The following is a 16,214-nucleotide window of genomic DNA, read 5'->3' on the forward strand; positions in this document are numbered from 1 at the left end:
CACAACTTATATTTTGGTCGGCATTTAGATTTATAGCATTCACTTTTGCGTTTGTCCTCACATAATACGCTGGTTTCTCGTTTCGCCGTTACCCACCCTGTATTTAACTTAAGTCAGATAAAAAAGGGGTTTTAGTAGAAATGTCATGCCCTATATACTGTATTGCTGGTCCAAAGCCCCCTGAAGCGATACCATTATCTGCGGTGCATGCACACATATTTAAGACGCTTTGCTACAATCTATCGACTATGTTTAGCAGTACTTAATGCATTAACATAAAGAATATATTTTATATTTCGGGTAAGTTTGACCTTTTATATAAGTGGCTATTTTCCACGATAAATAACTAATATGGTTTGAATGCGCATGTTCGTTGCCAGATAAAGACGTGCCGGCCGGCAAAATCGGTAACCCTCTCAGGCGTGGGATTGCATAATGCTCAATATATCGTGGGACCCTGTGTTGATCGCTGTCTCTTATCTGGTGGCGTTTATCGCCTCCTTTGTGGCCCTGGACAGCGCCGGGAAAATTCCCCTTTCCAGCCGTAAAGCGGCTCTGTTCTGGCGCATTGCCGGCGGGAGCACGCTGGGCATCGGGATCTGGTCAATGCACTTCATCGGTATGCTGTCGATGCAAATGCCGATGATGATGAGCTATGACCTATGGCTAACCCTTGCGTCTCTCGGCGTGGCGATCGTTGCCTCCACGATAGCAATAAATATTGCCGTTACGGGCAAACACCTCTCTCCCTTTCGGCTGTTCTTCGCCACGGTTATCCTCAGCGCTGGCGTGGTCGCTATGCACTATATCGGCATGGCCGCGTTGATGCTGGAAGGAAGCATCCTCTGGGATCGGCGCATTGTGGGTGTGTCCGTGATGATTGCCGTGGTCGCCTCCGGCGTGGCGCTGTGGCTGGCTTTTCGCCTTAGAGATAAGCACAAAGGGGTCTTTGTGACTCGCATTCTCGCCGCGTTAGTCATGGGCGCCGCCATTTGCGCGATGCACTATACGGGCATGAGCGCCGCGCATTTCCATGAGATGGCGCATACGCTCCCCGGCGGGGTCAGCGAGCTGGGGTTATCCATCTGGGTTTCCGTCACCACGCTCGCCCTGCTCGGCATGATGTTAATTATTTCGCTTATCGATTCGCACTGGCGGACCAGCCGGCTGACGGACAATCTGCGCCAACTCAACCGTCAGCTTGAGCTACAGGTTCGCTTTGACGCTCTCACCGGCCTCGCAAACCGTCAGCAGATGGATATCCGAATGCAGGATTGTCTGCACAGCGCCTTGTTGAGTAACAAACAATTTGCCGTGATTTTTCTGAATGTCGATCGCTTCAGACGCGTGAATGATACCTGGGGTCACAGCGTCGGTGATGAGTTATTAATTACCATTGCCCAACGCATCACCTCCCTACTTACCCGTGAGATGACGCTGGCCAGGCTGGGTGGGGATGCCTTTATCCTGCTGGTTCCCGAATGCGACGAAGAAAAGCTCACTACCCTGCTCACGACGCTGCTCGCGGATATGCGCCGTCCGCTATCCCTTTGCGGACATACGCTGAGTACCACCCTCAGCGCGGGTGTAAGCCTTTATCCTCAGGATGGCGAAACGCTGCATGAACTGAAGTTTAAGGCGGATGCCGCCTTACACCACGTTAAGCAAGAAGGTCGTAACGGCTGGGCGTTTTACCGCCCTGAGATGTCAACGGCGGTTCCGGCGCAGCCGGGTTTTCTGCAGGAACTTTATCAGGCGCTGGAAAGCGATCGGTTTGAACTGTGGTATCAGCCAACCTGGCATGCTAAAGATAAGACGATCCACGGTTTTGAGGCTCTTCTGCGCTGGCGGCATCCGGAGCAAGGCGTTTTGCTGCCAGGTCTGTTTTTACCCACTCTGGAACAAACGGGTTTGATTATTCCGGTTGGCAACTGGGCTATTGAAGCCGCGTGTCGGCAGCTTCATTTCTGGACTGAACAAGGTTTCAGCCAGTGGACGTTATCGCTCAATTTATCCCCTATTCAGTTCGAACAGCCGGATATCTTTCACATCGTGTCGTCCATGCTGGATAAATATAATCTGTCGCCCTCAAGGCTGATCCTGGAGGTCACGGAGAGTACCGCGCTAAAAAATCTCGACCGCAGCATCGAACTGCTCAACGCCTTTAACCATGCGGGGATCACCGTCTCTATTGATGATTTTGGCACGGGCTATTCCAACCTGCTGATGCTGAGCGTTCTTCCGGCAAAAGAGCTTAAAATCGACAAGAGTTTTGTATCCTCTATGCTGGGAAATGAAAAAAGCCGCAAGCTGGTGGAAACCATTATTAATATTGCCCGCACCATGGAGATGACTGTCGTTGCCGAGGGGATTGAAACGGACGAACAGCAGGCAATACTGACCAGCCTCGGCTGTGACTATCTCCAAGGCTACCTTTTCTCCCGTCCCTTGCCCGCTGAACAGGTTCCGTGGCTGCTGCTACAAAAAAACTCAGACAAACAAATTATACCCATAAGTAAAATTCAAACGGACCCCGAATTTATTTCACAAAAAAATCATGCCTGACGGGATTGAGTAGAGTATGTTTCAAGGGAGTACATGCGGGTCAGTTCTGCCATGATTGCCAGGCGTATCGTGCCGATGAACAGGAAAATACTATGTCGCAAAATAGTTTTGATGCGCTTAATGCAATTAAAACGCCCGTGTGGCTCATTTCTCCTGTTTCGGAACAGATTATTTTTGCAAATGTGGCCGCAATACAGCTAACGGGTAATAAAACGCTGAATGACCTGCGTAAAGGGCCCTGTTCAGCAAGTGCGCAAACCGTACTGTCGATGTATGTTCCAGAACTGAAAAACGATCACGATATTGTCGAGATCTGGACAGTTAGCCGGAGCGGGCAGGACGTACCGATAAGCTGTCGCCTCTCCCTCACCCACGTCACACCGGATGGTGATGTTATCGTTTTCGAAGGGATCTCTTCGCACGCCCCCTCAGGCCTGAAAGCCAGCCGTTCCGCAACCTATCAACGCAAAAAACAGGGGTTTTACGCCCGCTTTTTCCTGACCAACAGCGCACCAATGTTGCTAATCGATCCTGCCCGTGACGGGCAAATTGTCGATGCAAACCTGGCCGCGCTCAGCTTTTACGGTTATTCACATGATGAGATGTGCCGGAAGCACACCTGGGAAATTAACACGCTTGGCAGAGGCGTCATGCCCATCATGACGGAGATCGCCGCGCTGCCCGGCGGACATAAGCCGCTTAATTTTATTCACCGCCTTGCCGATGGCACCACCCGCCACGTCCAGACCTACGCGGGGCCCATTGAGATCTACGGCGACAAACTGATGCTGTGCATAATCCATGATATTACTGAGCAAAAGAGGCTTGAGCAGGAGTTGGAAAATGCTGCATTACGTGACTCGATGACGGGGTTACTCAACCGACGTCAGTTTTATAACGTTATCGACCAAACCAACCTGAGCCACCTCTCAGCCCAGCAGCAATTTAGCCTGCTGCTGGTGGATACCGATCATTTTAAAAACATCAATGACCTCTTTGGTCACCTGAAGGGTGATGAGGTGCTCATCGCCCTCTCCCGAACGCTTGAAGCCTGCAGCAGACAAGATGACCTGGTGTTCCGCTGGGGCGGTGAAGAGTTTGTCATCCTGTTGCCGCGTACGTCTCTCGAAACGGCGCTGAAGATTGCCGAATCCGTCCGTGCGGCGGTCACCCATATTACCCTCCCAGGCTTACCACGCTTTACCGTCAGTATTGGCGTGGCTCGGCATGACCCGGAAGAGAGTATTGACGCGCTGTTTAAACGTGTCGACGATGCGCTCTATCGCGCCAAAAACGACGGGCGTAATAAAGTCCTTGCGGCATGAAACTGGAGTATCGTGAAAAGCCCCGCTACAATGCCCAGCTTAAGTAAATTAACGACGGGTGGGTTGTGGCAACAATGGGAAAGACAGAAATAATACTCACCTTAATTATTTTATTGCTTATTATATTTGGCTTATGGTTTATTTTCAGCGGTGAGATTTGGTTTTTCGTTGAATATCTGGAAAACAGTCTCTACCCCACTATTGACGCACTGTAGTGCACGTTTAATTTATTGTTTCACCTACCGAATTTGTCAGGTATCTGCATTGCCCTCAGCCACGTAAGATACGCGGCGTTATCCTCCAACAATGTTGATAACGAATCACTAAATCATTTGCTTATTTCGCCCGTTCTCTGACGGGCTTTTTTTATTTCCGGCTATTAAGCAAAATCAGGGTTTTCGCCCGTCAGTCACTATGTTGGTGTAGCACCGCTCTGCTCCAGTCATAAAAGGCGCGTACCGAAGGCGGGAGAAAGCGGTTTTGTGGATAGACAAGCGAAAGCGGTAAATCGAAAGAGACGTCCTCCATACAGCGAACCAACGCCCCGCTCTTCAGATACGGCTCAGCCAGATAGCTGGCCACGCGAATTAATCCGAGCCCTTGAATTCCGGCCTGGATATAGGCGTCGGTGTCATCGACGATCAGCGTCTCCTTCATGCGGATTGCACAATCGCCGTCATCACGCGTAAAAAACCAGTCAATGGTACGCCCGGTGCGGTGGTTCAGGTAGCCGACTGCGTAATGCTTTTCCAGTTGGTCGAGATTTTCCGGCTTACCACAGGCGGCTATATAGCCCGGAGAAGCCAAAACAACCCATCTGAAGTTCGCCAGAGGGCGCGCGACCAGCGTCGTTGAATCTTCGATCCTCCCGGTGCGGATCACGCAGTCATACCCTTCCTGAATAATGTCCTCCACGTTATCGCTGGAACAGAGTATCAGCTCCAGTTCGGGATACTGGCGGAGAAATTCAGGGAGACTGGGAAGAATGCAATGTCGGGCGAGAGACTGCGGCATCCCGACTTTAAAACGGCCTCTTGGCTGCGCGGATCTGCCGGGAAAGGAAGACTCCATTGTCGCAATATCCGTCAGCAGCCGTTTGCTCTCGTCATAGTAACGTCGGCCTTCTGCGGTCACGCTGAGTTTCCGGGTGGTGCGCTGTAAAAGCTGAATGCCCAGGTATGTCTCCAGCTCCTTAACGACCCGCGATACGGTTGAGCGCGGTAGCCCCAGCACTTCTGCCGCCCTGGCGAAGCTGTGGGTCTCGACCACACAAACGTATACCCGCATTGATTCCAGTTTATCCATATTCCCACCGCGCCTGAAAAGATCGATTATCCCATTTTTACGAACAGTCTAACTTATGCTTGTCGTCTTATCGAATGCAGCCATCTGACATAACCTTGCTCAAGTTGAAGTAATCAAGCGATTTAACAAAGAGAGGCTCAGTATGAAAGAACGTGGTATCACGACAGGCGAAAAAGTATTAGTGCTTGGTGCAGGACAATTGGGCGCTGCCGTGCTGGAGTATCTGGTTCCGGCAGTCACGCAGCGCGACGGCGCTGTCTCTGTTATCGTATCGCCCGGCTCCAGGGACAGACGGGGTAAGCTTCAGTCCGAAACGCATCAAAAACTGGCTGATGCAGGGGCCAAATTTATCTCTGTCGATGTCGCTGCCAGCACGATTGACGCGTTAAAAAACCACTTCGCGGATTTTGATACTGTTATCAACTGCATGGGGTTTGTCGCTGGCGCGGGAACACAGATAAAGATTACTCGCGCGGTACTGGAGGCTGGCGTTAAACGCTATTTTCCCTGGCAGTTTGGCGTGAATTACGATGTGGTAGGCAAAGGGAGCGGTCAGCCCGTCTGGGACGAGCAGTATGATGTCAGGACGCTACTGCGGGAACAGAACGCGACGGAATGGGTGATTGTTTCAACCGGCATGTTTACCAGTTTTCTCTTCGAACCGGCATTTGATGTGGTGAATTTATCCGAAAAAACCATTAATGCGCTCGGAGGATGGGACACACAGGTCACCGTGACATCACCTGCGGATATTGGCCGACTCACCACCGAAATTTATTTGCATCAGCCGCGGATCGTAAATGAAGTGATATTTGTCGCAGGTGAAACAACCTCATACGGAAAACTGGCAGAAACCGTTGAACGTGTGACCGGCCAAACGTTCACTAAAGACGTGTTACCCCTCTCTGCGTTACTGGGTGAGCTGCGTTTGAAACCGGATGATACGATGACAGGCTATCGCACGGCCTTCGCCAGGGGAGACGGTGTATGGTGGCCGATGAAAGATACCTGGAATGTACAGAATAACCTGCCGACCCAGGATATAGCGTCATGGCTAAAAACCGTCATTTGAGGACATCTCTTTTCAGGACGCTAATGAAAACTGGCGCTGTCAGCCGCGCCAGCTCTGGTTTAGCTGTGCTGACCTGACATTCTACCCGTTCATGCCTGGTTATGTACTCGTACTGTAGCACCATGTCTGATAATGGTTTTTTCTTATCTGCAAAATATCTTTTTCGCCTGGCTCAAAGCCGGGAGCGCCACCCGCTCGTTAACACTGAATGCAGCTCGTTCACTGGCGCATCTTGTGGATGGTAAGCTGTTTCTGGTGTCACCGGACATTTTTAAGCAGTACCACAAAGAAACCCGCGGCGATGCGGGCGAAAAAGGGCACAGACGCAAAAAGACTTTCAGAAACTCAAACTTCTCCTGCGCGGCGTGGACGGTTCAATATCTGGAACTGAACTATCAAAAGTTCGGGAAGCACGAGAATCCTCCAGGGCTACCTGTTGAGCAACGCCGCAACAGCTGAAATAACGGGATCTGCGCGGATCGCGGATAACCCCCATTCTTCATCTTGATCTTGAAAATGCTTCCACTCAGAAGACACCAGGGCTGTGACCTGGCAAAAACATCATATCTATCATCCCAAATTAATTCCTTACAGGCGTTTCCGTCCGGAATATTCAGGCCAAACTGTCAACTGCCCGAAAAAAATGATCTTCCGTCATGACGGCATTCTCTTTTGCACTCTGGTGCTCACGCCGGATAAACCATTCCTCTTCCGCTGCCATGCTCAGGTAAAACGCCTGGCTGATGCCGGGCGCAGCAACCCGCATTGTCACACAGCCCGTCTCCGCACCACGGCAGAGTTGCTCCGGCATGATACTAGCGCTGCGGTCTCCGTTCACCAGACGGATGGTGGTGATGTCATACCGGCATATGCCACTGCTGAGGCTGTAACCAATGGTGCTCAGGTCGTGGATGTGCTTTGTCGCGGTGATGATCTCAATCCCGCTACCCTCAAACCACGCATTTATCTGCTGCACCAGTGCGTCCATCCGCTGGCAAAAGGCCCGGATTTCCGCCTCCGCTGATTTGTGACTGGGCGGCGGGGTACTGTCGCTGTTCTGCTGCACTTTCCTGAAAAAACGTTCTCTGGCTGACACGCTGTCGTCCTTGTTAGTTTTCACTCTCTGTTAAAACCAGATTCAGTGCGACATGCGCTGACCTGCTATTTTCTTTTTTTTTCAACCGCTCCCGCGCTTTTTTTACTGACAACCGGCTCCGGTGCGGGAACAGTTTCAGCAGGTCCGGAAACAACAGATGGTCATTTCTGGCAAGGAGCACCCGCTCTTCCTCACTCCATATCCGCTGCCCGGCACTTTCGCCCCCCTGGTAACGGATACCCATATCGCAGGCCTTTAATTTCACCGCATCAGCAGTGCGCCCCGGCAGACGCTCTGCCACCGCAACCCCCTCCTCCGGATACCAGGTCGCCAGAATATGCTCTTCTTCCTGGCTCCAGGTCCGGGCGCTCACCACGCCCAGCCGGTTCGCCATCCACTGAACCGTCTGCCGGGTACGTCCGGGCAGGAGCGTCATGACATGGGCATAACCATTCACATAGTGCATACGGATAATGTCTTTCTCTTAATCGCTCCTTGGCGTGTAGGCGTTATTTCCGGACGAACGGCCCATCGAATGCGCTGCCGACCTGACGGATGCAGGCGAGCGCCCGAGCCGTTCCGCTATCGCCACGGTCGACATGCTGCCGTAATGTTTGTCCACAAAAGCCAGTTCACGCAGGCTCCATGGTGACCAGTGGTTGCGGTAGCGGGAATGATTCATCGGGTGCAGTTCCGTATGGCTGTTTTAACTCAGAGTATGATGGCCCGTCAGTATACAAGGATTATTCCGCCGTTTTTTGCTTCAGCAGGGCATAGCGGGCAACGGGGCGAGCGTGGCGGTAAACTGCACCTGCGTCGGGTCGGTTCATCACCTGCCATCCCCATACGGATGCACCTGCCAGCACCAGCATGGTCAGCATTCCGGCGACAAACGGCTTCCAGGGCTCCTGCCATCAGGTTTCTTTATTTTTCAATTCAATTAAGTCCGCGTATTTAATGGAATGCCGAAATAAACTGACTCCACCATCTTTTGTTATTAACTGGAATTGTATACCCTTCAACATAATCATTAACACCATTTATTGAAAAAGATTCTTCTCCAGGAATATCCCCCGGAAAAAAAACGGCATCAGCAAAAACACCATCAAGTTCTGAAAAGTGAAATGGTGAACTTTGCCCCAGGTACCGGCCATTTTTATCATATAAAACAACAAATATATCATTACATATAAAAGACTGATATGCTGCATATGGCGTTGCAGGTAATACATTGTAAGCCACCACTTTAAATTCGCCGTCTGGACTTATTTTTTCATAAGCACAATTAAATTTACCAAAAAAAGCCACGGGCGAAATAACAAGCCATATAAATAATATCGTCATGCAAATAATAACTTTCACAGCAGAGTACTTTTTCATAAATCAATCACTTTATCTTTATCCAATGGATAAACCCATAAAACATCAGAAAAAACAATATAATCCCCACCCTTCCCGTGTTTTTCTTGCCACTTCCTAAAATCGGAATTAAATACAGGTACAAAACCAGAATACTGCCGCACTAAAATACCAAATCCCCCAGAAGTATACGATGTCATATAGGAAGCCGTTTCAGTCTTATTTAGTACTCTGCTCTTCCCCCATACGCCAAGACACTCAGGTATATCAATACCAAATTTATCGTCATCAAGAAAATCATAAGTATCTTTAAGATAAAAACCTAAAGCATCAACATGTACCGATAACTTCTCATTTGCGCTTATGACACTCCCTCTTATACACACCTTCAAATTGGCGTTTCCCACAGCACCATACCAATCATTTATTGTATCTGTCTTATTACCAATTCGCTGGAAATTTACTTGGGCAGTTGAATCCAAAATTTTGACATCATTTGTCATACCTATTGTACTGAATGATTTAGTGTCGCAACCAAGCTCAACAAGACGCTTCCTCAACACATTTCTTGATTTAATGGTGTTCCAGTTTTTCTTAAGTAACTGAATACCTGCAGCAACCTGCTCAAATTGAATGGCCCAAGCCATTGTGATTACTTTATCATTTACTATGGAAGAACTCAGAATTCTTGCATCGCTGTCAAGAAATTCATTCTTTGAACTTTTATCAAACGAATAAGCTGGAGAAATACTAAACCAATGTTCCATTAGCTTAGGAGCCATCTCCCACCCCATATTTCTCATCGCATCAGGGATCATATCAATATGGAAGAATTCCACACTGACTTTCTTTTCCTGCTGTTCCGGTTCTTTTGTCGTGGTTTTCGATGAAACGGCCATTACCTTGTCCCCGCTCTAATCTGGAAAACATAGTCCAGGACCACATTTTCTTCTGTGTCCGAATTCACTGTATGCGTCAGGGCTGAACCAGTTCTTCCCTGCAACGAACCCGTGGGTGTGTTAACCTGATAAGCAAATTCCATATCTTCAGCCCCTGTTAATGCATCTGAAATCCTGAAACAGGCGGCGTTTGATCCACATGACAAATCCGGCAATGGCGCAGGCCTTTTAGTCTGGTCCTGGGCCAGTGAATCACTCGCGGCCGCCATCGTCCTTTTCGTTCGCCGCAGGTACGTCGCCATTGTACCGTACTCAATTTTCCCTGCCTCCAGCCGCAGGTAACTCCCCCCGCCAATGAGCGTAATGCGCTTCTTCCCCGAAAACGTGATGTCACTTTCCGAGGTCAGGGTCAGTTTCTTCTCTGCGAACAGCTGCATCCTGCCGTTCTGCGCCTGCATCTCCACCGGGCCTTCGCTGTCTTTCAGGCTCAGTTGCCCTGTTCTTGCAAACAGCCCGATTTTTTCTCCCGCCAGCGCCGTCATGTTGCCCATGACGCCGGTGCTGATATCGCCCCCGGCGTTAATGGCAACATTCTTCGCAGCCGTCATCTGCATATGCTCACCGCTGGTGAACGCCATCCCTTCCGGCGCGGAAAACAGCAGGGTTTCGTTCAGCGGCTTCAGCCGCTGTTCAAACATCACTATCTGGCTGTCGACGTCGGCTTTCAGGGCCTGCGCCTGCTCTGCCGCCACCCCCAGCTGCTGAAGCTGCTGCAGGCAGATGTCGATTTCCCGCAGCGCGGTCTCCATATCCAGCACCTCGCCCTGTGCCTTCTGCTGCCCGTCAGCGGTGATAAACAATCCCTTCGCCACGCGAATCACGCCCTGTTCATCGGTTCTGAGCTCAAATCCTTTGCCACGGGGTTTCTCCTGCGCGTCCACCAGGTGCCCGGTGTTCAGCTGGGTCTTGCCGTACTCCGTGGCGAGCTTGATATGCTCTTCGCCGCGCTTATCCTCCATCCGCAGCTTGTTGTTCGAGGGCGTGCGCAGTACGTTGCGGGTGTGGTTGTCGCGGGTGACGTGGTCCGGGTGTTCAGAGTCATGCAGGGCATGGGAGATATACGGCAGGTCAATGTCGCCGTTGCTGTAGGCTATCGCCACTTCAGTGCCGTCAAGAAGCGGCGTGTGCCAGCCGTAAGTATCACCGGTGTACGGCTTCGCCATCCTCAGCCACAGATATGCAAATCCCTGTTCAGCATCGTCCCGGTCAAAGTCCAGCCGGACGCGGTAGCGGCCCTGCTCATCCAGGTGTGCGTAGATATCGCCTTTCTCCCGGCTCTCAATACGGGCGGGCAGGGTGCCATGCACCTCCGGGCGCTGTGTTTCAGCCGGGCGGAAGCAGTAACGCTCAGTGTACGGCATCCCGTCGACGGAGACATGCAGCCGGGTGTCACGGGCGGCGTGGTACTTCACTTCCGTAATCACCACACCTTCCCTGAGCGCCCGAATCACCTCGCCCTGTGGCTCCAGCACCTGGCCGGGCATCAGGCAGGCGGCGTTACTTTCAAGATGAATACGGGCCGACGCGTTCAGTTCGCGCTCATGGTGAATACGGGCATAAAAGGCGCCGGACTCGGTTTCCGGTTCCAGGTCAGCAGCATCCCCTGCTTCCCGGTACGGCTGGGCGTAACGGTAATGCTCCCCGGTGGTCACCGCATCACTGCGCACACTCACCGTCGCATCTATCGGCGTGCTGGCGGTGCGGTAGTTGTAATCCCGCGTGCTGACCATGCCCGGCACCACCTTGTGCAGGGTACGCACATCCCACACCGACTCTTCCGCCCCGTCATACAGCCCGGACGGCTCGCTGTACGGCAGGCGGACGTCAAACTGATAGTTAAGCTGGCTGTCAACGAAAATCACCACCTCCAGCCCGCGCGCCTCGTCCATCTCCGTGCGCCAGAAAATCCCGACTTCGGAGAGAATGCGCTGGATAAATTCCAGGTCCGTCTCCCGCCACTGGGTCATCAGCTCCCGCGCCGGGTAGGCTCGCTCCAGGCGGAAGTCGAAATCCGGGCCTTCCAGCCCGTGGCCGCGCAGGACCTGCTCCACCACCTCCGGCACGGACAGGTTCTGAAAGATGCGGCACTGGCGAGTGCGTTTAAGCAGCGCCAGATGTGAACTCAGCACCAGCTGATAATGCGACTGGTCGGCGGTGGTGGAAATCCACTCCAGACGGGTGATGATGCCATGCACCGCCTTGCCGCTGCGCATGCGCAGGGTGGCGTATTTCATCAGCACGTCTTCCGGGGCGATATTGCCCTGCGGCGTGGTGAAATCGATTTCCCAGCGAAAGGGCTCACTCAGGGCTTCATGCCCGCGAAAGCGCAGGACATCTGGACTAACAACGCTGTTAGTAATATCAAGAGAATAGAGGGAAACAAGAGTCTCCAGAAAGCGAGGGTTTCCTCTCTGACTTCTTCTTATACTTCTTTGTAACAACGCCTCATCCGGCACACTGATAATATTTGCGTAAAGGTTCATTATGTTCTTCCCTGACAGAATTCTCGGAGGGTGTTTTTTTCTTTCCCAGACTTACCGCTCTCAATTCTTCGTATCCGGCCCCCGTTTTAGGGTCATTCTTATCACCAAGGTAGGCTGTCGAAGTTCCTTTTAACATTCTCATGGCATGTATGAGTTCATGACACAATACCAGCCATGATTTTCGAGGATTTCTACCGGGTAATGAGCGTCCATCCTTGTCTATATCAGCAGAAAAATCAGGATCGAAGATAATCTCAGCACTGGTTCCCTCGTTTTTACCAGGGCCAGATTCTACTGCGAGAGATATCGCTCTCTTTTTTTCTTCAACTGGCGTTGCCGGCCCGAATCTTTCTCGCTGAGATTCGGTCAACAAAACGCCCGTATTAGCCTCACTGACTCCGTAACGAATTAAGATATGTTTATCAGTTGGAGTATGCTTTTGGATAATTTTTATTAATTGCTTGCCGCTTTTCCCTTGAGCTATTGTACTGAGTGCCGATTCAACCTCGTCAAAAAAAGAGGGCCGATGGTAAACATCCTCTATGAATATGCCTTCAGCAACCCTACTTTTCCTGAAGGGACGCGATATGCCCTCAGTAGTTCTGCATTCAATCCGGGCATCGTCTTCACGTTCAATGCAGCTGTCCATAATTTACTCCTTTAACGGAACAAGATTCAGCCAGCCGTCGCCCAGCTCGATGGTGCGGGGTTTATCCGGGTCGAGGTCTTCCCGCGAGAGCACCAGACGCCAGCGGTTGTCCTGTATATCCGGGCGGTTGAACAGCCCCACCACCGCCACGAACTGTGCGTCCTCGTCCATCGGCACGTTTAGCGTTACACAACCTTTGGGCATGACCAGCAACTCTTTTGTGACCAGCATATCGTCCTTCAGCACCGTATCGGCGTTGCGCAGCAGCGTCTGGTAATCCGCGGCATCCACCGCCTTACGGTCCTTTAGCTGGTAGACCCGCACCATGGTGGCCAGCGGCGTCTGGGCGCCGTCAGCATTAATTGCGGCGCGTGGAGTGAAATCCAGATGCAGCGTTTTGATCTTTTTATAAAAGATGGATTTTGTGAGACTGACGGTACCGTCCGTCACGGTCTGGGTCAGGCCACAGCCTGTCAGCAGGGCGCAGGTGATAAGCGTCAGCGCCCACCAGCGGGTGACTTGTGTCATTCAAAATTCCTTTTAAAGAGGGAGTGTGCGTAATTAATCGAAACGGTAATGGCCGTCTTCAGCTGACGGCAACATCCGCCAGTGCAGCCCTTCATAGCAGCCCAGGCTGACCGTCAGGGTTTCCCGGTTATCACTGAGTCTGCCGCCCCTGAGACCGAGCAGACCGGTGCGCCCCAGTTGAATGCGTCGGGCATTGCCCAGCCGAGGCTCAGGCAGCAGCCGGACCGGGACAGTAAGGCGCAGCCGTGCATCGCTGCGGTAGCCCAGATAAACCCGCATCAGGACCAGTAAATCGGTATGGAGCTGACCGCCGGGAAGCCAGCCTTCGGCTTCGTCAGCGTCATCCGTGACAAGTGTCACCCGTACCCTGCTACAGGCTTCTTTCGCAGACTTGCCAAGCGTCGCCCGTTGTGAAAGACGGACGCGGTTTCCTGCACTCAGCCCGCTCCGGTTTTCGATATGCACCGTGACCGGGTCAGGCTCAGTGATGTTGGCCCGCGTATGCGGCGCCAGCAGGCTGACCAGTGCGCGGATACCTTCCGCATTACGGGTGGGCAGCCGCATGGTGCCGAGCAGCGCCAGAAAGCGGGAAACGGGCGTTGCCACACGTTCCGCCGTGCCCGGAATACCCAGACCTACCAGCCCCAGCAGACACTGTGATGTCGCGTCACGCCCTCCGGCCTCAAAGGTCGCCGGGTAAGCATATTTGCGCCATATCCGGTAATACTGTGTGGTGATGCGGTGGCTGAAGATGTCCAGAAATGAAGTGACCGCCTCATACCCTTCCCTGCGCTGCGCGATGTCATCCAGATACGCGCCCGGCAGCGGTGAATCCACGCCGTACATCCCCAGAAAGGTGGTGCGCACGGTCGGGGGCAACTCCGGATTTTCCTCATCGGTCTCAACCGTCCGCAGTTCGGTAACCGGGAACCCCATCCCTGGCCAGGGACGAAAGCGCACCGGATCGTCGCCGGGATGGCTGGTCGCACCCAGTTTCGGCGCATCCGGAGACTCCTGCTCCAGCAACTGACAGAAACGATAAAAGTTAGCCTGCCAGATGTCCTGATTGAGGGTTAACGTCAGCCCGGTACGTGCTGGCTGTGGTTCTCGCGCCATCTCAGTCGTTTCCCTGTCGGTTGCAGTACCAGCGTGAGCTGGTTAAAAAGGTGAATATCCGCATACAGCGCGAAGAAACGGTGCAGCATCTCGCCGAACAGGTTCACATCCCCCTCGCCTGCAAAGTTGTCCATATTCAGCGTGATCTCAATATCCACACCGCGCAGCATAAAGCCTTTCTCAAAGCGGCGAATCAACGTGTGCTTCACCGCAACGATGGCCTCAAGGCGACGGCGATTCATCTCATCGTCGGTCCAGTCATACAGCGCCAGCGTCCCGCGCAATACCTCCGGGTTATCCATCATGCTGAGGAAGTTTGAGCCAAGATGGCTCATTACCCGCCAGTGGAACCGGTCGTTGGCCGGTGGATACAGGGGCATGGTGGGGGCCGTGACGTTCAGTACCCTGACCGGGACTTTGCCAGCTTTGACGACCCTGTCCAGCAGGGTACTCTCCAGTGCCTTACGCGGGAGCTGGCCGTTGGTGCCGGTGATCCGCATCGACAGCGATTCCGGTTTTTCGGAAAGCTGATCCAGTTCGAATGAACGTCCGCCGAGAATAAGCCAGGTGTCATAGAGACCGGATGCGCCGCGCTTAACCCGCGTGTGGTAATAGCGCTCCGGGGCATCGTGGCGCATCATGCCGCCCCGGTGCCGGAAACTGGTGAACGGGACATACTGGTGCTTACCGAGTTTTACCGCGCCGTGGATGTTATCCACGCTGTAAATCTCGGTGTGCCCGTCCTGGAGGCGCAGCGGCCGCAGCAGATACTCATTCTCCAGCGGACTGAGCGTCAGCGGGTCCGCCTCAAGCGTAAAGAGGTTGATCACCGGCGCACAGTGCAGGCGGAAATTGTCCGTCTCAAACGGCAGATCGGGTGACCATGCTTCATTGAGCACAATGTCGATTTCAAACCAGGTGCTCTCAGTAGTCAGTCCAATAGTGTCAAGACCGCGCAACTCCACAAACATAAACTTCTGACGGAAGCTGAAGTATTCCAGCAGCAACTGATAGCCGCTGAAGGCCGTATCGCTTTTCTTCCACAGACCGTCATTGTCATCGAAGCCCATCGGCCTGCACCAGCCATCAAATTTATGACGCTCGGTGCGGGTTCCGGCGTGACGGGCATACATCGCATGTACCCGGCGGGTCATCGCCAGATGCAGTGCTGAACTGACCGGGCTTTCGGCATTCAGAAAAATACTGACTTTCTCCAGCCCGGCCTTATTCCAGTCCACTTTTTCCGGGCACTCAAAACGCAGGCGAATGGCCGAACGCCCGTCCGTTTCGGTATGCAGACGCACATCGGTAAGATGCAGGGGTTGTAAGGGCACATCCCGCGTGGTGCGGTACTGGCAGGCGGTTTTGTGCGGCCCCACCGGGCGCGAAAGAACCGAAAAACCTTCCGCCAGTGTTTCAGACTGACGGAGACTGCGCCAGTCCGGAGAAAACTCAACGATAGCAAGCGACGGAATGGTCCGCATGTAGTGCGGCCATAACAGACTGACCAGCCCTTCGGTCAGTTCTGGTAGATCGTCATCAAGCTTTTCACGCAGCCTGCCCATCAGGAAGGCAAACCCTTCAAACAGGCGCTCTACGTAGGGATCGCGGGCGCCGGATTTATCCAGATTGAGCATCGCCGCCCGGTCCGGGTGTGCGCGCGAAAATTCTTTTCCGGCCTCACGCAGATAGCGCATTTCGGCTTCATAGTAGCGCAGGGTTAAATCATCCATGCACGGAATTCCTGATAGTTAATA

The 16,214-nt window shown here is 52.7% G+C and carries 16 protein-coding genes; 5 read left to right on the top strand and 11 right to left on the bottom strand.

Annotated elements, in window-relative coordinates; all coding sequences use genetic code 11:
* Positions 1–435 precede the first annotated feature (435 nt).
* From DG357_RS12535 to DG357_RS22950, 3 genes are all read left to right on the top strand, one after another.
* The gene (locus DG357_RS12535; protein ID WP_088205545.1) at positions 436–2,565 is read left to right on the top strand and encodes a putative bifunctional diguanylate cyclase/phosphodiesterase; all 2,130 of its coding nucleotides are present in this window, start codon (positions 436–438) and stop codon (positions 2,563–2,565) included.
* A 92-nt stretch (positions 2,566–2,657) separates the two neighbouring features.
* Positions 2,658–3,890, top strand: coding sequence for a sensor domain-containing diguanylate cyclase (locus DG357_RS12540; RefSeq protein ID WP_088205546.1), 1,233 nt, complete (start codon positions 2,658–2,660; stop codon positions 3,888–3,890).
* A gap of 74 nt (positions 3,891–3,964) precedes the next feature.
* Positions 3,965–4,105, top strand: a complete 141-nt coding sequence (locus tag DG357_RS22950) for an Ecr family regulatory small membrane protein (RefSeq protein WP_048338867.1) — start codon at positions 3,965–3,967, stop codon at positions 4,103–4,105.
* Between the two features lie 190 nt (positions 4,106–4,295).
* On the opposite strand, the gene DG357_RS12545 is transcribed toward DG357_RS22950, so the two are convergent.
* Positions 4,296–5,195 (bottom strand): LysR family transcriptional regulator, encoded by a 900-nt coding sequence (locus DG357_RS12545; protein WP_088205547.1) that lies wholly within the window; start codon positions 5,193–5,195, stop codon positions 4,296–4,298.
* 142 nt (positions 5,196–5,337) lie between these two features.
* On the opposite strand from DG357_RS12545, the gene DG357_RS12550 reads away from it, so the two are divergent.
* A complete protein-coding gene (locus tag DG357_RS12550) occupies positions 5,338–6,267 on the top strand; it encodes an aromatic alcohol reductase (RefSeq protein WP_063437903.1) in 930 nt (309 codons plus the stop codon).
* 132 nt (positions 6,268–6,399) lie between these two features.
* Positions 6,400–6,726 (top strand): conjugal transfer nickase/helicase domain-containing protein, encoded by a 327-nt coding sequence (locus DG357_RS12555; RefSeq protein WP_088205548.1) that lies wholly within the window; start codon positions 6,400–6,402, stop codon positions 6,724–6,726.
* Positions 6,727–6,880: 154 nt separating this feature from the next.
* Here the strand turns inward: DG357_RS12555 and DG357_RS12560 are convergent, their stop codons facing one another.
* The 10 genes from DG357_RS12560 to tssF form a co-directional block, all read right to left on the bottom strand.
* Positions 6,881–7,363, bottom strand: coding sequence for a hypothetical protein (locus DG357_RS12560; protein ID WP_088205549.1), 483 nt, complete (start codon positions 7,361–7,363; stop codon positions 6,881–6,883).
* 13 nt (positions 7,364–7,376) lie between these two features.
* Complete coding sequence (locus DG357_RS12565; RefSeq protein ID WP_088205550.1) at positions 7,377–7,829, bottom strand: hypothetical protein; 453 nt, start codon at positions 7,827–7,829, stop codon at positions 7,377–7,379.
* Between the two features lie 277 nt (positions 7,830–8,106).
* Complete coding sequence (locus tag DG357_RS23265) at positions 8,107–8,235, bottom strand: hypothetical protein (protein ID WP_260603484.1); 129 nt, start codon at positions 8,233–8,235, stop codon at positions 8,107–8,109.
* A gap of 82 nt (positions 8,236–8,317) precedes the next feature.
* The gene (locus DG357_RS22955) at positions 8,318–8,743 is read right to left on the bottom strand and encodes a DUF6201 family protein (RefSeq protein WP_126818153.1); all 426 of its coding nucleotides are present in this window, start codon (positions 8,741–8,743) and stop codon (positions 8,318–8,320) included.
* Positions 8,740–9,621 carry a DUF6402 family protein gene (locus tag DG357_RS12575; RefSeq protein WP_088205551.1) on the bottom strand — a complete coding sequence of 294 codons (882 nt, stop codon included), beginning with the start codon at positions 9,619–9,621 and terminating at the stop codon, positions 8,740–8,742. The genes DG357_RS22955 and DG357_RS12575 overlap by 4 nt, the downstream gene beginning before the upstream one ends.
* Positions 9,621–12,164: a type VI secretion system Vgr family protein gene (locus DG357_RS12580; protein ID WP_088205552.1), complete on the bottom strand. Its 2,544-nt coding sequence runs from the start codon at positions 12,162–12,164 to the stop codon at positions 9,621–9,623. Before DG357_RS12580 ends, DG357_RS12575 begins: the two co-directional genes overlap by 1 nt.
* Positions 12,127–12,813, bottom strand: a complete 687-nt coding sequence (locus DG357_RS12585) for a M91 family zinc metallopeptidase (protein ID WP_088205553.1) — start codon at positions 12,811–12,813, stop codon at positions 12,127–12,129. The genes DG357_RS12580 and DG357_RS12585 overlap by 38 nt, the downstream gene beginning before the upstream one ends.
* A gap of 3 nt (positions 12,814–12,816) precedes the next feature.
* A complete protein-coding gene (gene tssJ / locus DG357_RS12590; protein WP_088205554.1) occupies positions 12,817–13,341 on the bottom strand; it encodes a type VI secretion system lipoprotein TssJ in 525 nt (174 codons plus the stop codon).
* Between the two features lie 33 nt (positions 13,342–13,374).
* Complete coding sequence (gene tssG / locus DG357_RS12595) at positions 13,375–14,457, bottom strand: type VI secretion system baseplate subunit TssG (protein WP_088205555.1); 1,083 nt, start codon at positions 14,455–14,457, stop codon at positions 13,375–13,377.
* A complete protein-coding gene (tssF, locus tag DG357_RS12600; protein ID WP_088205556.1) occupies positions 14,421–16,190 on the bottom strand; it encodes a type VI secretion system baseplate subunit TssF in 1,770 nt (589 codons plus the stop codon). Before tssF ends, tssG begins: the two co-directional genes overlap by 37 nt.
* Positions 16,191–16,214: the final 24 nt, after the last annotated feature.

The organism is Enterobacter bugandensis (assembly GCF_900324475.1).
Classification (GTDB): domain Bacteria; phylum Pseudomonadota; class Gammaproteobacteria; order Enterobacterales; family Enterobacteriaceae; genus Enterobacter; species Enterobacter bugandensis.

What these genes read in the sequence shown, in the direction of transcription:
- DG357_RS12575 (WP_088205551.1), bottom strand. Translation starts at nt 9,621, where the DNA reads ATGGCCGTTTCATCGAAAACCACGACAAAAGAACCGGAACAGCAGGAA.
- DG357_RS12550 (WP_063437903.1), top strand. Translation starts at nt 5,338, where the DNA reads ATGAAAGAACGTGGTATCACGACAGGCGAAAAAGTATTAGTGCTTGGT.
- DG357_RS22950 (WP_048338867.1), top strand. Translation starts at nt 3,965, where the DNA reads ATGGGAAAGACAGAAATAATACTCACCTTAATTATTTTATTGCTTATT.
- tssG (WP_088205555.1), bottom strand. Translation starts at nt 14,457, where the DNA reads ATGGCGCGAGAACCACAGCCAGCACGTACCGGGCTGACGTTAACCCTC.
- DG357_RS23265 (WP_260603484.1), bottom strand. Translation starts at nt 8,235, where the DNA reads ATGCTGGTGCTGGCAGGTGCATCCGTATGGGGATGGCAGGTGATGAAC.
- DG357_RS12555 (WP_088205548.1), top strand. Translation starts at nt 6,400, where the DNA reads ATGGTTTTTTCTTATCTGCAAAATATCTTTTTCGCCTGGCTCAAAGCC.
- DG357_RS12540 (WP_088205546.1), top strand. Translation starts at nt 2,658, where the DNA reads ATGTCGCAAAATAGTTTTGATGCGCTTAATGCAATTAAAACGCCCGTG.
- DG357_RS12545 (WP_088205547.1), bottom strand. Translation starts at nt 5,195, where the DNA reads ATGGATAAACTGGAATCAATGCGGGTATACGTTTGTGTGGTCGAGACC.
- DG357_RS22955 (WP_126818153.1), bottom strand. Translation starts at nt 8,743, where the DNA reads ATGAAAAAGTACTCTGCTGTGAAAGTTATTATTTGCATGACGATATTA.
- DG357_RS12565 (WP_088205550.1), bottom strand. Translation starts at nt 7,829, where the DNA reads ATGCACTATGTGAATGGTTATGCCCATGTCATGACGCTCCTGCCCGGA.
- tssF (WP_088205556.1), bottom strand. Translation starts at nt 16,190, where the DNA reads ATGGATGATTTAACCCTGCGCTACTATGAAGCCGAAATGCGCTATCTG.
- DG357_RS12580 (WP_088205552.1), bottom strand. Translation starts at nt 12,164, where the DNA reads ATGAACCTTTACGCAAATATTATCAGTGTGCCGGATGAGGCGTTGTTA.
- DG357_RS12535 (WP_088205545.1), top strand. Translation starts at nt 436, where the DNA reads ATGCTCAATATATCGTGGGACCCTGTGTTGATCGCTGTCTCTTATCTG.
- DG357_RS12585 (WP_088205553.1), bottom strand. Translation starts at nt 12,813, where the DNA reads ATGGACAGCTGCATTGAACGTGAAGACGATGCCCGGATTGAATGCAGA.
- tssJ (WP_088205554.1), bottom strand. Translation starts at nt 13,341, where the DNA reads ATGACACAAGTCACCCGCTGGTGGGCGCTGACGCTTATCACCTGCGCC.